Origin of the sequence: Moraxella sp. CTOTU49097 (assembly GCF_032064105.1) — a bacterium.
In the GTDB taxonomy this organism is placed as follows: Bacteria; Pseudomonadota; Gammaproteobacteria; order Pseudomonadales; family Moraxellaceae; genus Faucicola; species Faucicola osloensis_B.
On sequence record NZ_DAMBOA010000001.1, the window covers coordinates 102,538 to 118,877 of the forward strand.

18 protein-coding genes are annotated in these 16,340 nt (G+C 42.9%); 8 read left to right on the forward strand and 10 right to left on the reverse strand.

Going from position 1 to position 16,340, the window contains the following annotated elements; genetic code table 11:
* Positions 1 to 26: 26 nt before the first annotated feature.
* Positions 27 to 551, forward strand: a complete 525-nt coding sequence (locus RT064_RS00510) for a tRNA (cytidine(34)-2'-O)-methyltransferase (protein ID WP_313060135.1) — start codon at positions 27 to 29, stop codon at positions 549 to 551.
* Between the two features lie 9 nt (positions 552 to 560).
* Here the strand turns inward: RT064_RS00510 and RT064_RS00515 are convergent, their stop codons facing one another.
* Genes RT064_RS00515 through tusD form a run of 3 tightly spaced genes read right to left on the reverse strand, consistent with a single transcriptional unit; the run spans position 561 to position 1,741 of the window.
* A complete protein-coding gene (locus RT064_RS00515; RefSeq protein WP_309596371.1) occupies positions 561 to 896 on the reverse strand; it encodes a TusE/DsrC/DsvC family sulfur relay protein in 336 nt (111 codons plus the stop codon).
* 5 nt (positions 897 to 901) lie between these two features.
* On the reverse strand, positions 902 to 1,234 hold the full coding sequence (locus tag RT064_RS00520) for a hypothetical protein (protein WP_313060138.1): 333 nt from the start codon (positions 1,232 to 1,234) through the stop codon (positions 902 to 904).
* 30 nt (positions 1,235 to 1,264) lie between these two features.
* Positions 1,265 to 1,741, reverse strand: a complete 477-nt coding sequence (gene tusD, locus RT064_RS00525; RefSeq protein ID WP_313060141.1) for a sulfurtransferase complex subunit TusD — start codon at positions 1,739 to 1,741, stop codon at positions 1,265 to 1,267.
* Positions 1,742 to 2,017: 276 nt separating this feature from the next.
* Between tusD and RT064_RS00530 the strand changes: the two genes are divergently transcribed.
* Positions 2,018 to 3,511: a glycosyltransferase family 4 protein gene (locus RT064_RS00530; protein ID WP_313060143.1), complete on the forward strand. Its 1,494-nt coding sequence runs from the start codon at positions 2,018 to 2,020 to the stop codon at positions 3,509 to 3,511.
* A 174-nt stretch (positions 3,512 to 3,685) separates the two neighbouring features.
* Positions 3,686 to 4,282, forward strand: coding sequence for a phosphatase PAP2 family protein (locus tag RT064_RS00535; RefSeq protein WP_409519512.1), 597 nt, complete (start codon positions 3,686 to 3,688; stop codon positions 4,280 to 4,282).
* Between the two features lie 32 nt (positions 4,283 to 4,314).
* Here RT064_RS00535 and RT064_RS00540 read toward each other — a convergent pair whose 3' ends face one another.
* The 6 genes from RT064_RS00540 to RT064_RS00565 form a co-directional block, all read right to left on the reverse strand.
* A complete protein-coding gene (locus RT064_RS00540) occupies positions 4,315 to 5,115 on the reverse strand; it encodes a pseudouridine synthase (RefSeq protein ID WP_313060147.1) in 801 nt (266 codons plus the stop codon).
* 70 nt (positions 5,116 to 5,185) lie between these two features.
* Positions 5,186 to 6,574 (reverse strand): APC family permease, encoded by a 1,389-nt coding sequence (locus RT064_RS00545; protein WP_096488752.1) that lies wholly within the window; start codon positions 6,572 to 6,574, stop codon positions 5,186 to 5,188.
* 251 nt (positions 6,575 to 6,825) lie between these two features.
* A complete protein-coding gene (locus RT064_RS00550; RefSeq protein WP_144917500.1) occupies positions 6,826 to 7,551 on the reverse strand; it encodes a Smr/MutS family protein in 726 nt (241 codons plus the stop codon).
* 81 nt (positions 7,552 to 7,632) lie between these two features.
* Positions 7,633 to 8,454, reverse strand: coding sequence for an indole-3-glycerol phosphate synthase TrpC (gene trpC, locus RT064_RS00555; RefSeq protein ID WP_313060152.1), 822 nt, complete (start codon positions 8,452 to 8,454; stop codon positions 7,633 to 7,635).
* Between the two features lie 15 nt (positions 8,455 to 8,469).
* Positions 8,470 to 9,600, reverse strand: coding sequence for an anthranilate phosphoribosyltransferase (gene trpD / locus RT064_RS00560; RefSeq protein ID WP_313060154.1), 1,131 nt, complete (start codon positions 9,598 to 9,600; stop codon positions 8,470 to 8,472).
* 128 nt (positions 9,601 to 9,728) lie between these two features.
* Positions 9,729 to 10,364, reverse strand: coding sequence for an anthranilate synthase component II (locus tag RT064_RS00565; RefSeq protein WP_313060157.1), 636 nt, complete (start codon positions 10,362 to 10,364; stop codon positions 9,729 to 9,731).
* Between the two features lie 502 nt (positions 10,365 to 10,866).
* On the opposite strand from RT064_RS00565, the gene glnA reads away from it, so the two are divergent.
* The 5 genes from glnA to RT064_RS00590 all read left to right on the forward strand — a co-directional run bounded on the left by glnA (position 10,867) and on the right by RT064_RS00590 (position 15,663).
* The gene (gene glnA, locus RT064_RS00570) at positions 10,867 to 12,276 is read left to right on the forward strand and encodes a type I glutamate--ammonia ligase (protein ID WP_036604344.1); all 1,410 of its coding nucleotides are present in this window, start codon (positions 10,867 to 10,869) and stop codon (positions 12,274 to 12,276) included.
* A gap of 146 nt (positions 12,277 to 12,422) precedes the next feature.
* Positions 12,423 to 13,199 carry a DUF4124 domain-containing protein gene (locus RT064_RS00575; RefSeq protein WP_313060159.1) on the forward strand — a complete coding sequence of 259 codons (777 nt, stop codon included), beginning with the start codon at positions 12,423 to 12,425 and terminating at the stop codon, positions 13,197 to 13,199.
* Between the two features lie 52 nt (positions 13,200 to 13,251).
* Positions 13,252 to 13,878: a 4'-phosphopantetheinyl transferase family protein gene (locus RT064_RS00580; protein ID WP_313060162.1), complete on the forward strand. Its 627-nt coding sequence runs from the start codon at positions 13,252 to 13,254 to the stop codon at positions 13,876 to 13,878.
* A 272-nt stretch (positions 13,879 to 14,150) separates the two neighbouring features.
* The gene (locus tag RT064_RS00585; protein ID WP_007116878.1) at positions 14,151 to 14,363 is read left to right on the forward strand and encodes a cold shock domain-containing protein; all 213 of its coding nucleotides are present in this window, start codon (positions 14,151 to 14,153) and stop codon (positions 14,361 to 14,363) included.
* Between the two features lie 118 nt (positions 14,364 to 14,481).
* Positions 14,482 to 15,663: a DEAD/DEAH box helicase gene (locus tag RT064_RS00590; protein ID WP_313060614.1), complete on the forward strand. Its 1,182-nt coding sequence runs from the start codon at positions 14,482 to 14,484 to the stop codon at positions 15,661 to 15,663.
* A gap of 82 nt (positions 15,664 to 15,745) precedes the next feature.
* On the opposite strand, the gene RT064_RS00595 is transcribed toward RT064_RS00590, so the two are convergent.
* Complete coding sequence (locus RT064_RS00595; RefSeq protein WP_313060164.1) at positions 15,746 to 16,084, reverse strand: septal ring lytic transglycosylase RlpA family protein; 339 nt, start codon at positions 16,082 to 16,084, stop codon at positions 15,746 to 15,748.
* Between the last annotated feature and the right edge of the window lie 256 nt (positions 16,085 to 16,340).

Sequence of the window (16,340 nt, forward strand, 5' to 3'; positions counted from 1 at the left end):
ATTTTAATCTGGTTAAGGATGTCGACATGATTCATGTGGTATTAGTTGAACCCAAAATGCCAAGCAACACAGGCAATATTATTCGGTTATGCGCCAATACGGGTGCAACGCTACATTTGGTTGAGCCATTAGGGTTTGAGTTAGAAGATAAAAAATTACGCCGAGCAGGGCTCGATTATCATGAATGGGCAAATGTCAAAGTACATGCCAATTGGCAGGATGCGCAGGACAGTCTAAGCCAGAGCGGGGTACAAAGAATCGTTGCCTTGACCACCAAGCTTAGCAAGCCTTTATATGATGAAGATTTTGCGCAAGTGGCAAATATCGCTTTGGTATTTGGGTCAGAGACAGCCGGATTACCCGAGCCAATTCGCGCGGCAATTGGGCAAGACAACTGGTTGCGTTTGCCTATGTTACCGACCTCTCGCAGTTTGAATTTATCTAACAGCGTGGCAATTACCTTATTTGAAGTTTGGCGTCAGCAGGGGTTTGGCGGTGATACTGGTCACAGTATCGGTTATGACAATCTCGTCCCTTATGACCCAAAATAATCTCAAAATTTATAAGCAATTTGCAGGTTTTGGCAACCCTGCAATGCGGTTGACATGACGCGCGACAAGACCCGTGTTAAACATGGCTTGCAGTTTGGTGTTATCAATCGCCAATGAGGGCAATTGCTTGGATAAAAACTTGATTAAAGGACGGGTCGTCGGTGGATGGCTATACAAGTCATAATATTGACGCACCGCGTCTATGATTTGATAGTGCTCAGGGGTTAACGTGACATCCAGCGTGTTCGCCAATTGTTGCGCGATATCGGGTGTCCAGGTTTGATGAGCTATCAAATGACCGTCTTGGTCAAGGGCGGCTTGGTCAAGTTCGGGAAGTTGGGTCATAGTATTTATAAGTCAAAAGTGGTATCAAAATTAGGCGCTGTGGTGGGCTTTAGCGATACTTGAGTACACCAATCAAAGGTTGTTGGTTGGTTGGCTTGCCACGCTTTTAATCTATCAAAATCCGCTAGCGCTAGCCAAGCGGGCGCCATATCATACATGTCAAGGGATGCTAGCATATGGGCAAGCTTGCCCGTAGGCTCATCAAGTAGTAAGTTTAGCATGCCATCACCGATAGTCAGCTGAATTTGGTGGTCAAACGCCGCCAGCGCAAACGCCATTGACAAGGCTTCATGACAAAGCAAAAACGTGTCAGCGTGAATATTAATTATAATTTTCATAGTAAACCGCTATCGCTAAACCCATCCCAATTAAAACTGATAAACCGTTTTTGCACTGTGCAGATGCATGGCTAATTCACCCAAACCAACCAATTCAAAGCCATCTGCCAAATTGTCACCTTGTAGCTGATGTCTAGTCGCATTGTCAGCATCTGTCACCCCGCGAGCCAAAGCGGCACTCACACACACTTGAATGGTTAAATCATGACTCATAGCAAAGTGTTGCCAATTTTTTGCCATATTTTCGATATCATCTGGCAGCCAAATTAATCGGTTGGCCAACATCACCGCATCACTATATAAGAAAATTTTAAAATCGATAGTAGTTAACGGGTTCTGATCATCGGTTGTTTTACTATCGTTTGCACATAGCGATTGGGCGCATTCAAGCGCTTGTTTGGTGAGCGGATGACTAGGCGCATGTGTCATCAGCATGACAATCGGTGTATCCAACGTCGAAGTATTTGGCATAGCGGTATTATTCGATGTAGTTATCAAATCAGTCATTTAACCATCTATAAGGCATTAATCTATAAAGTGCAATCTGCTCGCCATTTTAGCAAAATCGACCCCTATTTGCGATAGTTGCGATACTTGTAATAGCGGCGGTAGGTGTGACAGTTGTAATAGGTGCGATGCAATTGTCATCAAACTGTTATCAAATTGACATGAGGTTGTCAATGGCGGCTTATAAGCTTAACCCAGACAAAGGATTGATTTAATTTACCGAAACGGCTTTTGTAGTCAAATAAAGCAGTCGGTTGTAATGGTTGATAACATACTATGAGTGACAATACTGTAAACACTAATTTGTACCAGGCTTCGTCTGACACTCAGACGACGTCAGGCAATCAACAGAGCCCCTCTACTCAAGTTGCAGGCACGCCTTTTCATGACAATAGGCCATCATTGCATATCGCTTTGGTGACTGAAACGTGGCTGCCAGATATCAATGGGGTAGCCTCAAGCGTTTATCAAATCATGCGCGAACTCAAATTGATGGGGCATCGCATCACTTTGATTCGCCCCAAACAAAGCGATGAAGTCGAACAACACACCCTAACGACAGGGCTTAACACTGCGGCTGTTACCACTGATTTGCAAGTGCCCAGTTTGCCCATTCCCTATTACCCGCATCTGCGCATGGGGCTACCTTGTTACCGATTTTTAACTATGCAGCTGCGTAAGCTTCGTCCTGATATCGTGCATATCGTGACGGAAGGTCCTTTGGGGCTTGCGGCGTTGATTGCTGGCAAACAGCAAAGCATTAAAGTCTCTTCAGGTTATCACACCGCGTTCCATGATTTTAGCCGATACTTTGGTTGGAAAGTTGTCTCAGTGCCTTTGCTTGCGTATATGAAGCGTTTTCATAACCAGTGCAATGCCACGTGTACTCCAAGTCAGACCACCCAACATCAGCTGGCTGAATTTGGTTTCAAGCATTTGTACCAAGTCGGTCGTGGCGTTGATACAGCGCGCTATGCACCGAGCAAACGTAGCCAAGCATTACGGCAAAGTTGGGGCGTGGGCGAGGGCACCACAGTGTTAATGTGTGTGAGCCGTGTTTCCCCTGAAAAAGGTATGGATACCGTCATTAAAAGCTTCAAAGCGCTACAATTACAGCAGCTGCATCGTCATGTCAAATTAGTGATTGTTGGTGATGGACCATACAAAGAAGCGCTCGTTAAAAGGTATGCCAATGATACAAGCATTATTTTTGCAGGCTTTATAACAGGCGAGGCGCTGGCAAGTTATTATGCCAGTGCCGATGCTTTTGTCTTTGCTAGTCAAGTGGAAACTTTCGGTAATGTCGTCACCGAAGCGATGGCATCGGGTTTGCCAATTTTTGCCTATCATGATGCGGCTGCGGCGCTGTTGGTGGATGATAGTTGTGGTAAAACCGTACCGCTTGGGCAAGAACAAAACTTTGTAGAGATGATCAGTGAATTACCCAAACAACAACAGCTTGATCAGATGCGACTAGCTGCAAGGCACAAGGTGGCCGCTTTTTCTTGGCAAAAACCTGCCCAAGAAATGTTGACCATGTTTTATGAAGTACTATCAATTCAGACCAATACCGTAACAGCCAGCACAGTGACGCCAACCATTTTGCCTTCTCAAGCACTCGCTCAACATCCGCTAGCGGATTTGACAATCGCCCTCACACCTGAGTCAGTTCACCCGACTCCGACTGTAGCTGTAGCGACAAAAAACCACCCACGATATAGTCATTCTCCGCAAAATAGTCACTCAACCCAAAATAGTCACCCAATCTAAAGACCCGCTGAATCTGCCGCGTTTTTCTCCAAAACGTGAGTTTCAAATAGGCAAAAAAAGGATGGCGCCATGAATCAATCCATGAATCAACCCATAAAAAAATCCAAACTGTCACTTGCCAATTCAGAATTCACCTGTACCTCTGTTAGCTCTGTCGAAAACTTACCTAATTTAATGCGCAATTATTATCAGTTTTTGCACAGTAAACCTAGACTATATCATTTGCAAAAGCGGGTGCTGCAATGGGATACTTGCTTATGTTTACGGGTAAATTTACTGTCGCAATTGAAGTTTTTTGCGCAGTTTTTCAAAACCATCAGCCGCTTAGGCGATGGTTGGTTTTGGGCGGTATCGACGGTAGTGATGTTAGTAGCGTTACTATCGCAAGGACTGGTCGCTAGTATCGTTGCTGTTAAAGTGTGTGCGGTGTTACTCAGCAGTTTTTGCGGTTATTTGCTGTATAAGTATTTAAAAGTACACACAGTGCGTCCACGCCCTTACCAAGTACACCAGACCATTACTTTAGGCGAACGGCCTTTGGATGTATTTAGTTTTCCATCAGGGCATACGCTGCAAGCGGTATTGTTTACCACCATGATAGGTCATCAAGTGCCGATGATGTTATGGGTATTGCTGCCATTTACGATGCTGGTGGCATTATCGCGCTTGGTGCTAGGGTTACATTATCCCACCGATGTATTGGTGGGGGCAGGCATTGGCGCAACATTTGCGACCCTCGGTAACAAAGTGAGTGATTACTTGGTTGCGTAAAGGATGTCGCCAAATAATGATATCGCTAACTATCAAGGCAAATGAAAGCCAAACTGCGCACACATCGTTAACCAATCTGTATCCACAGGTGCAGTGATATCAAGACGGTGGTTGTCAGTCAGTCTATTAAAAGCCAAGGTATGCGCATGTAACATCAAGCGATGCACGCCGATATGTTGACGGATGGCGCGATTTTGGTGATGATCGCCATAACTGGTATCGCCAATAATCGGATGAAACACATGCTTCATGTGGCGACGTAGTTGGTGTTTTCGTCCGGTAATGGGCGTCAATCTAGCCAGGCTAAAGCGTGAAGTGGGATAGCGTGCGCGCGCTTGAAACGGCTGCTCAGTTGTTGCCAAGCATTGCCAATGCGTTTGCGCAGGTTGCAGTAAGGTTAATTCAGCAGGACTGCTAAGGGCTTCATCAAACATGTCTGTCGAACTAACCTTTCTTTGTTGCAGCGCCTGCAAACTTGGTTTATCGCCAATTTTATCCAAAATTTGTGTGAGCGGGTAATCAATCAGCCCAGATGTCTGCTCGTTGACTGTCAAATACCCGCGCACGATGGCTAAGTAAGATTTTTGCACTTGCCTGTTTTCAAATTGCTCACACAGTTGCCGAGCTGATTCGCTCGATAAAGCAAACAGTAACACCCCTGATGTCGGTCGGTCTAAGCGATGAATCGGATAAACATATTGACCCAATTGATCGCGTAGGGTCTGCATCACAAACTCGGTTTCATGACGGTCAAGCCAGCTTCGATGCACAAGCATACCCGCAGGCTTATTGACGGCCACACAGTGTTCATCTTGATATAAAATTTCTAACATAGTGTTTCCCCAAAAGCCACAGACATAAAAAAGGTCAGAATCTTATCTGACCTTTTCACCACCTTAACCATTATTCATGTTCGTTGTGCATCGGTGGATGACGCTTAAAACCACCCGTTTTAAATGCCAAGTAGATGATACCGATTACTGCCCAGCCTAAGCCCATTTTGATGGCGATAGGCTCACTTTCTTTCCACATCAGTGCAACACTGATAAAGCCAAGCAGCGGCACAATCAAATACATAAATAAATCATAGGCACTGTGGTAGCGTTTTTCACGGATGATGTAGGTCGCAATCACGGATAAATTCACAAAACTAAACGCCGTCAATGCCCCAAAACTAATCAAATGCGCGATGACATCAAACTCAATAAAACCCGCGGTTAGTGCAATCACACCCGCGATATAGATGTTGTAGGTTGGGGTCAAGTATTTTGGATGAATATGACCAAAAATACGTTTATTAATGACCCCATCACGCCCCATCACATACATCAAACGAGAGACACCGGCATGCGCAGAAATACCTGACGCCATCACCGTAACAATTGCAAAGCCCAATACAGCGGCTTGAAACGCAGAACCACCCACCAACATCAAAATATCTGGCTGGGTAGCAGCGACATCTGGGAAATATTTGTCAGGGGTTTGTGGGAAATAAATCTGCATAAAGTAAGTGCTAATGATAAACACAATACCGGCAATCAATGCGGTCAAGAAAATTGCTTTTGGTAAGGTTTTTTGCACATCTTTGGTTTCTTCTGCCAATGAGCTTAGTGAGTCAAAGCCTGTGAAAGAGAAACATAAAATCGTTGCACCACTGATAAGTGCCGTCATGTTGGCAATATCACTCCAAAACGGCTTTAAGCTCCATAATTGGTAAGCTGCGGCATTGATAGTGCCGTCCGCATTGGTGCCCGCCATCAATTTGCTATACACCAACCACGTAAATACACCGATAATCAATAGCTGAATAAACACAATCCAACTATTAAAATAAGCCACGACTTTGGAGCCATGCACATTAATCCAGGTCATAAATCCCGTCAGAATAAATACCCAAATCCATTTGTTGACATCAGGGAACAGCGCTTCAAGATAAATCACCGCTAGGATAATATTCACCAAAGGTGACAATAAATAATCCAACCAAGAAGACCAACCCACCATAAACCCGACATTGGGATGAATTGATTTTTGCGCATAGGTATATGCCGAACCCGCCGAAGGATAACGACGAATCATGCTACCGTAACTTAGCGAGGTAAGCAAAATAGCAATCAATGCAATAATATAAGATGTTGGAACGTGCTGATGACTGGCTTCAGAAACCAAGCCGAAGGTATCAAATACGGTCATGGGCTGAATATACGCCAAACCAATAATGATAATGTGCCAAAGGGCTAAATGACGTTGCAATTTAGCGGGCGAATTAGTCGCAGTGGGGGTATTGTTCAAAGCTACCTTTCTCCTATACCCAGTGGTGTTAAAAACAGTCAGCTATCAAAAGACAAATGGGCGCTGTTTTTAGCCAGTTGAGAGTAGATTAATGCAGAGCATTTAATCCATGAAAAAAAAGAGCCTATTATAAACAAAAACTAAGAATAAACTATGAACAATTAAAAAATCTCGTTAAAAAAATCATGCATGGATTGTTCTATGCATGATTTTGTAAAATTTAACCTCTAGTCAAAATAGCCGTACAATAGTTATTGATCGCGATTGGCTTTTTCACGTTTTTTGAGTAACACCAACACGGCACCATTGCCACCTTGCGCCGCAGGGGCTGAGCAAAAAGCAAGCACTTCAGGAATCTGACGCAACCAGCCATTCACGCAGGTTTTTAAGATACTATCAATGCCTTTGCCATGAATGATTTTCACGCAATTTTCATTGTTTTTTTGAGCCTGCAAAATCAACTGACTCATGGCTTCACGCGACTCTTCAATAGTGGCACCATGTAAATCTACAGCATCATACCAGCGAATCTTGCCTTGTTTGAGGTCATTAAACACTTTGTTCTGTAGCGTTGCGGTTTTATAACTTAAATAAGCATCGCCAGAGACAGGGTTGAGCAGCGCTTGCATATCAGACAATACATGTCCGCTATCATCGTCACCACCGACTGCCGCCGCGCGTTTGGCTAGCGTCGTCGCATCAAGCTTATTGCCAGCGTTGTTTTTATCCGCCAAGTTTTTATCTTTGATTGGCTGCACGCCTGACATGGCTTGCATAAATAGCAATTTATCATCATCAAGATGTTCGCTATTATATTTTTTAACTTGTTTGGCGACTTGTTGCTTGCTCAATAAACCCACGGTTTCAGTCGGTTTGCCGTTTTCATCGGTCTCTTTGGTTTGGCTGCGCCCTTTACCCAGTTCGGTTTTAAGCTGCTTTAACTGGTCTTGCATTTCTTTAGAAAATAAATTTGCCATACAATAACTCTATAAATCGGTATAAAAAATAGGGCGTTTATCGATGAAATGCCCTAACATCAATTATTTAACTTGGCTATTTTACGCATTTTGTTGCGATTGTGCCAATAACTTTGCTAATGCCGCGCCTGCATCGCCTGTTTTCATAAATTGCTCACCAATCAAAAACGCATGGATGTCATTGCCCAGCATCAATTTTACATCCTCTGCCGAATGAATCCCGCTTTCTGTCACCAATAAGCTATCTTGTGGAAACAGTGTTTTTAGGCGTAGGGTAGTGTCTAAACTCACATCAAAGTTATGTAGATTGCGATTATTAACGCCATACACGTTTTGACGATGGGCGGGCAAGCGTAACGCACGTTCCACTTCTGTCTCGTCATGGCACTCAATGAGTACACTCATGCCAAGCTTTAACGCCAATTCATGCAGTTCAGCGACTTGCGCATCCGATAAACACGCCATAATCAGCAAAATACAATCTGCCCCAAGCGCACGTGATTGCAAAATGTGATACGGCTCAATCATAAAATCTTTGCGTAGCACAGGCAAGCTTACCGCTTGGCGCACTTGCAATAAATACGCATCCGAGCCTTGGAAATAATCCGTATCCGTCAATACTGATAGACAAGCGGCACCCGCTTGTTCATAGCCGACTGCGGTGGCGACAGCATCGAAATTAGGGGCAATGATGCCTTTGGATGGTGAGGCTTTTTTGACTTCCGCAATGACACGGATACCCGCTTTGCGCAAACTGCCGGCAAAATCACGGATGTCATCGCGGTTCGCTGCGGCAATTTGCTCAAGGTCGTGCCAAGATTGTTGTTGTTTGGCTTTGACTAGTTCTTGACGTTTGGTGTCGACAATTTTTTGTAATACCGAGGGGACTGCTTGATGAGGCATGGTTTTTCCAAAAATTTAATGAGAGGTGAATTGCTGAGTAAAGCTTGCTAACGCTGCCATTTTTTGCAAGGCTTTGCCACTGCTGATGATATCTTGTGCCATGGCTACGCCTTGTTTTATGGTATCTGCTTTACCTGCTACATAGATGGTCGCACCGGCGTTTAAGGCGACCATATCCGCGGCTTTTTTGGCGATGGGGGTTTTATTGGGATTGTTAGCGAGTGCTTCGCGGATGAGCGCTAGGCTTTGTGCTGGACTGTCAATGATTAAGCCTTTAAGCGTTTGCGATTCGATACCAACATCTTCAGGTTCGATATCATACACGCTGACTTTGCCGTCTTTAAGTTCAGCCACATGGGTATAAGTCGCCAGTGAGATTTCATCAAGGTTATCCACTGAGCCGACGACTAGCACATGCTCCGCGCCAAGGTTTTTGAACACATTGGCAAGCGGTTCGCACAGCGAAGGATTAAATACCCCAATCATGGCATTTTTGACGCCCGCAGGGTTGGTTAAAGGTCCCAAAATATTAAACACCGTGCGCGTTTTTAGGGTACGGCGAATGGGCATCGCGTGTTTCATTGCCACATGGTGATTGGGCGCAAACAAAAAACCGATACCATGGGTCTTAATCGACTGGGTAATCTGCTCGGTATTTAACGCCAAATTAATACCCGCTTGCTGCAGCAAATCGGAACTGCCCGATTTGCCGGAAACGCCGCCATTACCATGCTTGGCGACATGGCAGCCGGCAACCGCTGCGACCATGGTAGCGGCGGTAGATACATTAAACAAATTTGCGCCATCACCCCCCGTACCCACAATATCGACGACGTTGGGCACATCCGATAAATCCACTTTAATCGCAAGCTCCCGCATCACTTGGGCAGCGGCGGTGATTTCTTCGATACTTTCACCTTTCATACGCAGCGCGGTGAGCAGCGCGCCCATCATGGCATCGGGGCATTGACCTTGCATGATGGCTAGCATGACGCCGCGCATTTCTGCATAGGTCAGGTCAATGGTATTGATGGCGCGATCCAGTGCCGTGGTAAGCAGTAGTTGGGTTTGCTCTGGTGTTAACGGTTGGTTGTTCTCTATAGCCGTGGTAATGTCACCAAGATAGGGCGTTACAGTATGGGTCATGTCAGTCTCGTATGAGTGTTTATGGCTTACACTTGATATATCATTGTACTAGTATACTATAACAAAGCCAGATTTTAAAGCCAAGTTTTAAAGCCAAACTTTAACCCGTAACACTCAATTACCCCAGTCTAAGGGTTAGCGTTTTGATAGTTTTGATAGTTTTGATAGTTTTCATAGTTAGCTAAAAAATTTTTCAAAATCGCATACCCATGTTCACTTAAAATAGATTCTGGATGAAACTGCACCCCTTCAATCGGCAATGTTTGATGCCTAATGCCCATCACAGTGGGGGATGTGAGCAAATTATTTGGGTGAATATCATCACACCATGCGGTAACTTCTAGACAAGCAGGCAAACTGTCTACCGCAATCGCTAAAGAATGATAGCGAGTGGCTTTAAAAGGTGAGGGAAGGCCGGCAAATATCCCTTGGTGGTGATGAAAAACTTGCGACACCCGCCCATGCATAATCGTTGGGCAACGGATGATATTGGCGCCAAATGCTTGCCCAATCGCTTGATGACCCAAGCAAACGCCTAATATAGGAATAATGCCGGCACAGTCTTTGATAAAATTCAACGTATTGCCCGCATCGCTTGGCGTGCAAGGTCCAGGACCAATGACCAAATAATCGGGATGTAAACGAATAATGTCTTCACTGCTGCAAGCATCATTGCGCCAGACTTTAACGGCTTGTCCCAATTGCTCAAAATACTGCACCAAATTGTAGGTAAAACTATCGTAGTTATCAATAAAAAGTAGCAATCCAGAAACCCTATGCTGTAATTGTTGGACAATGGTTAGCCGATGGAAAAACTTCACCGTTATTTTAGTTAATTATTTTATCATAACCATTATACAAGTCACTGACAGCAAGTGAATGAAACCGAATAAGTGAAACAGAGTCGCAGGGGCAATGTTAATGATTCTCACTAAAATAGTTAAACACATATTTTATGCACTATAAAAGTGAATATTGATAAAATATTAATTAAAATGGTGCAAATGCTACAGTCGGATAGCGATTTGAAGGTTATCTAGGCAGATAGCCATATCAGCCAACTTCATCAGTAAATCCACCTTCAAATAACTCATTGAATTTGATATAAAAATTTAATCTCTATCATGATATGCAAAAAGTTGGCACATAACTTGAAAGTTTAATTTCAACAAGCACCACTTTGTTTATCTCTTGTCACAGCACCAAAAAGAGTATAAAGTGGCGTAACGTTTTTTTAATCATTTTTTGCGTAAAAGGAAACGAGCAATGTCGAATAAATTTTTAGATTTAATCAAATCTAGCGAAGCAAAGTGGGTAGATTTTCGTTTTACCGATACTAAAGGTAAAGAGCAACATGTAAGCTATCCAGCTGACAGCATGGACGAAGACATTTTTGAAGAAGGTAAAATGTTTGATGGTTCATCAATCGCTGGTTGGAAAGGCATTGAAGCGTCAGATATGATTTTGATGCCAGATTCTGATACCGCCTTTGTCGATCCTTTCTTTCGTGAAACGACAGTTGTTGTGACCTGTGACGTTATCGAGCCATCAACCATGCAAGGTTATGACCGTGACCCACGCTCAATCGCGCGACGTGCTGAAGAATACCTAAAATCAACCGGTATCGGTGATACTGCATTCTTTGGTCCAGAGCCAGAATTCTTCGTATTTGATGATGTAAAATGGTCAATCGACATGTCAGGTGCCCGTCACACCATCTCAGCTGATGAAGCCGCTTGGTCAACTGATAAAGAAATGGAAGGCGGTAACTATGCGCACCGTCCACGCGTCAAAGGCGGTTACTTCCCAGTACCACCCGTTGATAGCTCACAAGATATGCGCGCTGATATGTGTGCCGCGGTAGAAGCGATTATGGGTGAAGGTCGTGTTGAAGTCCATCACCATGAAGTTGCCTCTTGCCAGCTAGAAATCGGTGTATCATTTAATACCCTAGTTCGTAAAGCGGACGAAGTACAACAGTTTAAATATGCAGTACACAACGTTGCACACGAATATGGTAAGACTGCGACCTTTATGCCAAAACCGATGGTTGGTGATAATGGTTCAGGTATGCACGTTCACTTGTCAATCCAAAAAGATGGCAAAAATACCTTTGCCGGTGATGAATACGCAGGGTTATCAGAAACTGCTTTATACGCAATCGGTGGTATCATCAAACATGCTCGTGCATTAAATGCCATCACTAACCCATCAACCAACAGCTACAAACGCCTAGTACCGCATTACGAAGCGCCTATTAAACTGGCTTATTCAGCGCGTAACCGCTCAGCGTCAATTCGTATTCCATACGTGGCAAGCCCAAAAGGCAAGCGTATCGAAGCACGCTTCCCAGACCCAGCAGCTAACCCTTACCTTTGCTTTGCCGCATTGTTGATGGCAGCGCTTGATGGTATCCAAAACAAAATCCATCCAGGTGAAGCCGCAGACAAAAACTTATACGACCTTCCACCAGAAGAAGAAGCATTGATCCCAACGGTGGCAGAAAACTTGGAAGTTGCGCTTAAAGCGTTAGAAGACGACCATGAATTCTTAACCAAAGGTGGGGTATTTACCAAAGAAATGCTTGACGCTTACATTGCCTTGAAAAAAGAAGAAGTAGAGCGTTACAACGTATCAGTTCATCCAATCGAATTTGATATGTACTACAGCTGCTAATAAGTTCGCTTTTCAAAAAACCCAACTTCACATTAAGTTGGGTTTTTTTATGTGAAATTTTAGGCTAATAGGCAAAATTATTTAGGGAATTGATTATCAAGCTTGCTAAAATACGCACAATAATAGGTTTTTAGGGGAAGGCTTATATGATTTTGAAAAAATATAGTACCGATAATAAATATAGTACCGATAATAATAGCGGTTTGCGCTATAGTTATAACTTTGCACTCACGGCTGTAGTATTATTGCTGTCACAGTTAGGCCATGCTGAAGTGTATAAGACGACCACCTCAGAGGGTCAAGTGGTATATACCGATAATATCAATACCGCTTATCAATACAATAAAAACAGCAAAAATATCAGCGTATTAGATAAATTACCCACCCAATCACAGGTATCTTCGACGACGACTCAACCGGCAACGACATCTAATAACTTGAACAATGAAGTTGATAACGCAGCGAGTACGGCTACTGACAATCGCTTGCCTGATAGTTTAGGTGATAGATTAACTGGTCGCTTATCGACACAATCCATCTCAGCGAGCCAGCAGGGCGATTATGTCATAAAAATTGTATCGCCTGAAGCCGGGCAAACGCTGCGACGGGGTAGTCAACCCATTGAGATTAACGTTGCGTTGACACCGAGTTTAAAAACAGGGGATAGAGTCGTCTATCAACTCAATAACCAAACTTTAGCAACCATAAAAGACACTAGCTATACTATCGCAACTACCACGCTCGATCCTAACCCGTATACCATTACTGTAAGCGTTGAAAACGTCTTAGGGGAAGTCATCGCGCAAGACACTCGCGCTATCACTCTCATCAGTAATAATGTACTGTACCAAAAAAAACGTAAAGCGATTGCGCAGGCACAAAAGAAGAAAGCCAATCAACCTTGGTATAAAAAAATACTTTAATACTTTAAGCTATCGTTAAATTTGCTTATACCATAAGGCACTACCATAACCGATGCAGCTTTATCCAATCAAAGACCATAGCTGGGTGGCTATTGATATTCACCATAATTTGGGTGAACAGGCTACCCGATTAACCCATAAATCAGGGTCGATGTCTTGTCGTCAACTGCTAAAAAAGCTACAGCAAGCGCTTAATTTGACAGGCGAGTTAATGGAGGCAAACTTTCCTTATCATTTTATCACGGCTGATGGTTACACTTGGTATGTCAGTTTTAGCCATAGCCGCCAACATGCCGCAGTATTGATTTCGCCCTATACAAATATCGGTATTGATGTCGAAGACAGTGCAATTAGTCATCAGGTTGCTTCACGCTTTTTTTCACCCCATGAATATCAATGGTTGAATCAAAAGCCTGCAGTCAATCAAGTAGTTTTACGAAACCTGCTATGGCGACTTAAAGAATGTACCATCAAAACCCATCAAAATGCCAATAAGCAATTAATAAAAGAATTAAAACATGATGTGCTAGATGAATTGGGCGAGGAAGTTATCAATCAACTCATTGGCGTCAATGAGATAAATGCTAAAGATAAGCCCATACAATGTGTGCAAACCAACGCTAAAATAATTGGCAATTTTAGTAGCAAACTGTGTAGTTTTATTATTGTAAAGTCTTAAATAAGGCTAAAAAATCGCTGTTTAAAAAAATAACCAATTCTTACGAAATTACTTTTTTTTGTAAAAAACCCATGCTATGATTGCTATAAGAACAATTTACTATGTAAGCGACATTGTAGAGAAATGTTTTAACAAACTATTACAAACGCTTAACTAGTACATTAATTAGCAGGCGTAGGTAGTGGGTAGCTCATCTTAACTAGGCGTAACTGTACTTGGTTAAAAAACTACTTTAAAAACCTACCATTAATAGTGTTAAAGGAAGTTATAATATGTCAGTTCGTGAACAAGGCATTGTAAAATGGTTTAATGATTCAAAAGGTTTTGGATTTATTCAGCGTAACAGCGGTGAAGATATTTTCGTTCATTTCCGCGCGATTCAAGGTGACGGCTACCGTTCACTTCAAGATGGTCAAAAAGTTGAATTCATCGTGGTTGAGGGTCAAAAAGGTCTTCAAGCTGAAGAAGTTACCAAAGTCGAATAAGTTAAGCCAAAAAGGGGTTGAAGTGTTATTTTTGACCTTTTTGCAAACCAAGTTGATGTCATTAACTTGGTTTTTGTTGTTTCTCATAGCCAATGATTGATTGGTCAAAATAGGTTAAATCTCTGTGTTTCAAACTTTCTCACAATTACCCCTTCATCCAGCGCTTAAACAAGCGATTGACCAACTAGGCTATCAAACGCTAACCCCTATCCAAGCGCAGATATTGCCCAATACACTCGCTGGGCAAGACGCCATTGGGCAGGCACAAACAGGTACAGGTAAAACAGCAACGTTTTTACTCACCATCATCAATGAATTGCTAAATAATCCTCTAAACCCTGAGGTTGATGGCGACCGTTTTTTGGGTGAAACCCGTGCGCTGGTGCTCGCGCCGACTCGAGAACTGGCTCAACAAATTTATCAAGATTGCCTTGAGCTCACCAAGTTTACCAAACTTCATACTGTTTGTTTGCTCGGTGGCACAGACTATGACACGCAGTCAAAGCAGCTGCATCAAAAGTTTGTCGATATCATCATCGCCACCCCAGGTCGTTTGATTGATTTTTGCTTTCAGCACCATGTGTATCTCGATCGTCTTGAAATTTTGGTATTAGATGAAGCGGATAGAATGCTGGATATGGGGTTTATACCTGATATCAAACGGTTGATTCGTATGATGCCTGCCAATACGCATCGGCAAACCCTGCTTTTCTCCGCTACTTTTAACCAAGATGTGATGAATTTAGCTTATCGCTGGTTATATCAGCCGATTTTTGTAGAGATTGCGCCCGAGCAAAAAACCAGTCAGAACATTGAGCAGTTATTTTTTACCTTGATGGAATCGGACAAACTGGCGGCGTTACAGCAAATTATTGAAAAAATTTCTCCCAATAAAATCATTGTCTTTGCCAATCGTAAAGACCAAGTCAAACGCCTGTATGACAAACTTAATCGTCAATATAAAGTAGTGATATTGTCAGGGGATGTCATCCAAGCCAAACGCGAAAAATATTTGGCACAATTTCGTCAAGGCGATGCCAATATTTTAGTGGCGACTGATGTCGCAGGGCGAGGTATTCATGTGGATGATGTGGCTTGTGTGGTCAATTATACCTTGCCAGACAGTCCTGATGATTACGTTCATCGTATCGGTCGTACGGGTAGGGCAGGCAATAAAGGCATGAGTATTAGCTTTATCAGTGAAAACGATGGGTTTAACTTGCCGGCTATCGAGCAATATTTGGATGAAAGTATCAAAATGCAGCAATGGTCGGATGATACCCATTTTTTAGAGAATTAAACTTCTTAATTAATAAAACATGAAGGGCGCTATTAATTAATAGCGCCCTTTTTTACGGCAAAATACATTAATAAAAATAACGCTATAATCTAACGATATCGACTTTAGCAAGACCGTTTGAAAGATTAGCAATTCTGCTAAAAGCACCTTTTGACAAATCTAGCGTACGGCCGTATTTGCCGAACCCGCCTGTGTCAGTCACTCGTACTACCACACTTTTACCAGTGGCTTTGTTGGTGACTTTAAGTAGGCTACCTAATTTGTGCACGTTGCTGGCTGCAGTCAGTGCATGTTGATTGAATTTCTCGCCAGATGCCGTGGTACGACCATGATGCTTGCCACCATACCATGAAACAACAGCAGCATTGGCTTGCTGGGTGACTAAAGTAGTAACAAACAAACTGGCAATGATATATTTCATCGGATGTTCCTTTTATCAATTAAAGCGGTCAATAATCTGACTACTTAAAGGTATCAAGGGGCATTTCCCGTGATTTACATATTAAAAACAAAGTAATATTGTTTAATATCACTTAAGGGATGTGTATTCTAATTACAAAGTTATGTTATTTCAAACAATTTATTGTAAACAAAATCTTTAATATCGGGTATATTTTGCTAAACATGTAAGTTGTGTAACTATATCGGCTAGTTTTTCTAACCTGTTGATTTTATGT

Excerpts from the sequence above, each read along its gene's own strand:
- RT064_RS00510 (WP_313060135.1), top strand. The coding sequence starts at position 27 with ATGATTCATGTGGTATTAGTTGAACCCAAAATGCCAAGCAACACAGGC.
- RT064_RS00515 (WP_309596371.1), bottom strand. The coding sequence starts at position 896 with ATGACCCAACTTCCCGAACTTGACCAAGCCGCCCTTGACCAAGACGGT.
- RT064_RS00520 (WP_313060138.1), bottom strand. The coding sequence starts at position 1,234 with ATGAAAATTATAATTAATATTCACGCTGACACGTTTTTGCTTTGTCAT.
- tusD (WP_313060141.1), bottom strand. The coding sequence starts at position 1,741 with ATGACTGATTTGATAACTACATCGAATAATACCGCTATGCCAAATACT.
- RT064_RS00530 (WP_313060143.1), top strand. The coding sequence starts at position 2,018 with ATGAGTGACAATACTGTAAACACTAATTTGTACCAGGCTTCGTCTGAC.
- RT064_RS00535 (WP_409519512.1), top strand. The coding sequence starts at position 3,686 with ATGCGCAATTATTATCAGTTTTTGCACAGTAAACCTAGACTATATCAT.
- RT064_RS00540 (WP_313060147.1), bottom strand. The coding sequence starts at position 5,115 with ATGTTAGAAATTTTATATCAAGATGAACACTGTGTGGCCGTCAATAAG.
- RT064_RS00550 (WP_144917500.1), bottom strand. The coding sequence starts at position 7,551 with ATGGCAAATTTATTTTCTAAAGAAATGCAAGACCAGTTAAAGCAGCTT.
- trpC (WP_313060152.1), bottom strand. The coding sequence starts at position 8,454 with ATGCCTCATCAAGCAGTCCCCTCGGTATTACAAAAAATTGTCGACACC.
- trpD (WP_313060154.1), bottom strand. The coding sequence starts at position 9,600 with ATGACCCATACTGTAACGCCCTATCTTGGTGACATTACCACGGCTATA.
- glnA (WP_036604344.1), top strand. The coding sequence starts at position 10,867 with ATGTCGAATAAATTTTTAGATTTAATCAAATCTAGCGAAGCAAAGTGG.
- RT064_RS00575 (WP_313060159.1), top strand. The coding sequence starts at position 12,423 with ATGATTTTGAAAAAATATAGTACCGATAATAAATATAGTACCGATAAT.
- RT064_RS00580 (WP_313060162.1), top strand. The coding sequence starts at position 13,252 with ATGCAGCTTTATCCAATCAAAGACCATAGCTGGGTGGCTATTGATATT.
- RT064_RS00585 (WP_007116878.1), top strand. The coding sequence starts at position 14,151 with ATGTCAGTTCGTGAACAAGGCATTGTAAAATGGTTTAATGATTCAAAA.
- RT064_RS00595 (WP_313060164.1), bottom strand. The coding sequence starts at position 16,084 with ATGAAATATATCATTGCCAGTTTGTTTGTTACTACTTTAGTCACCCAG.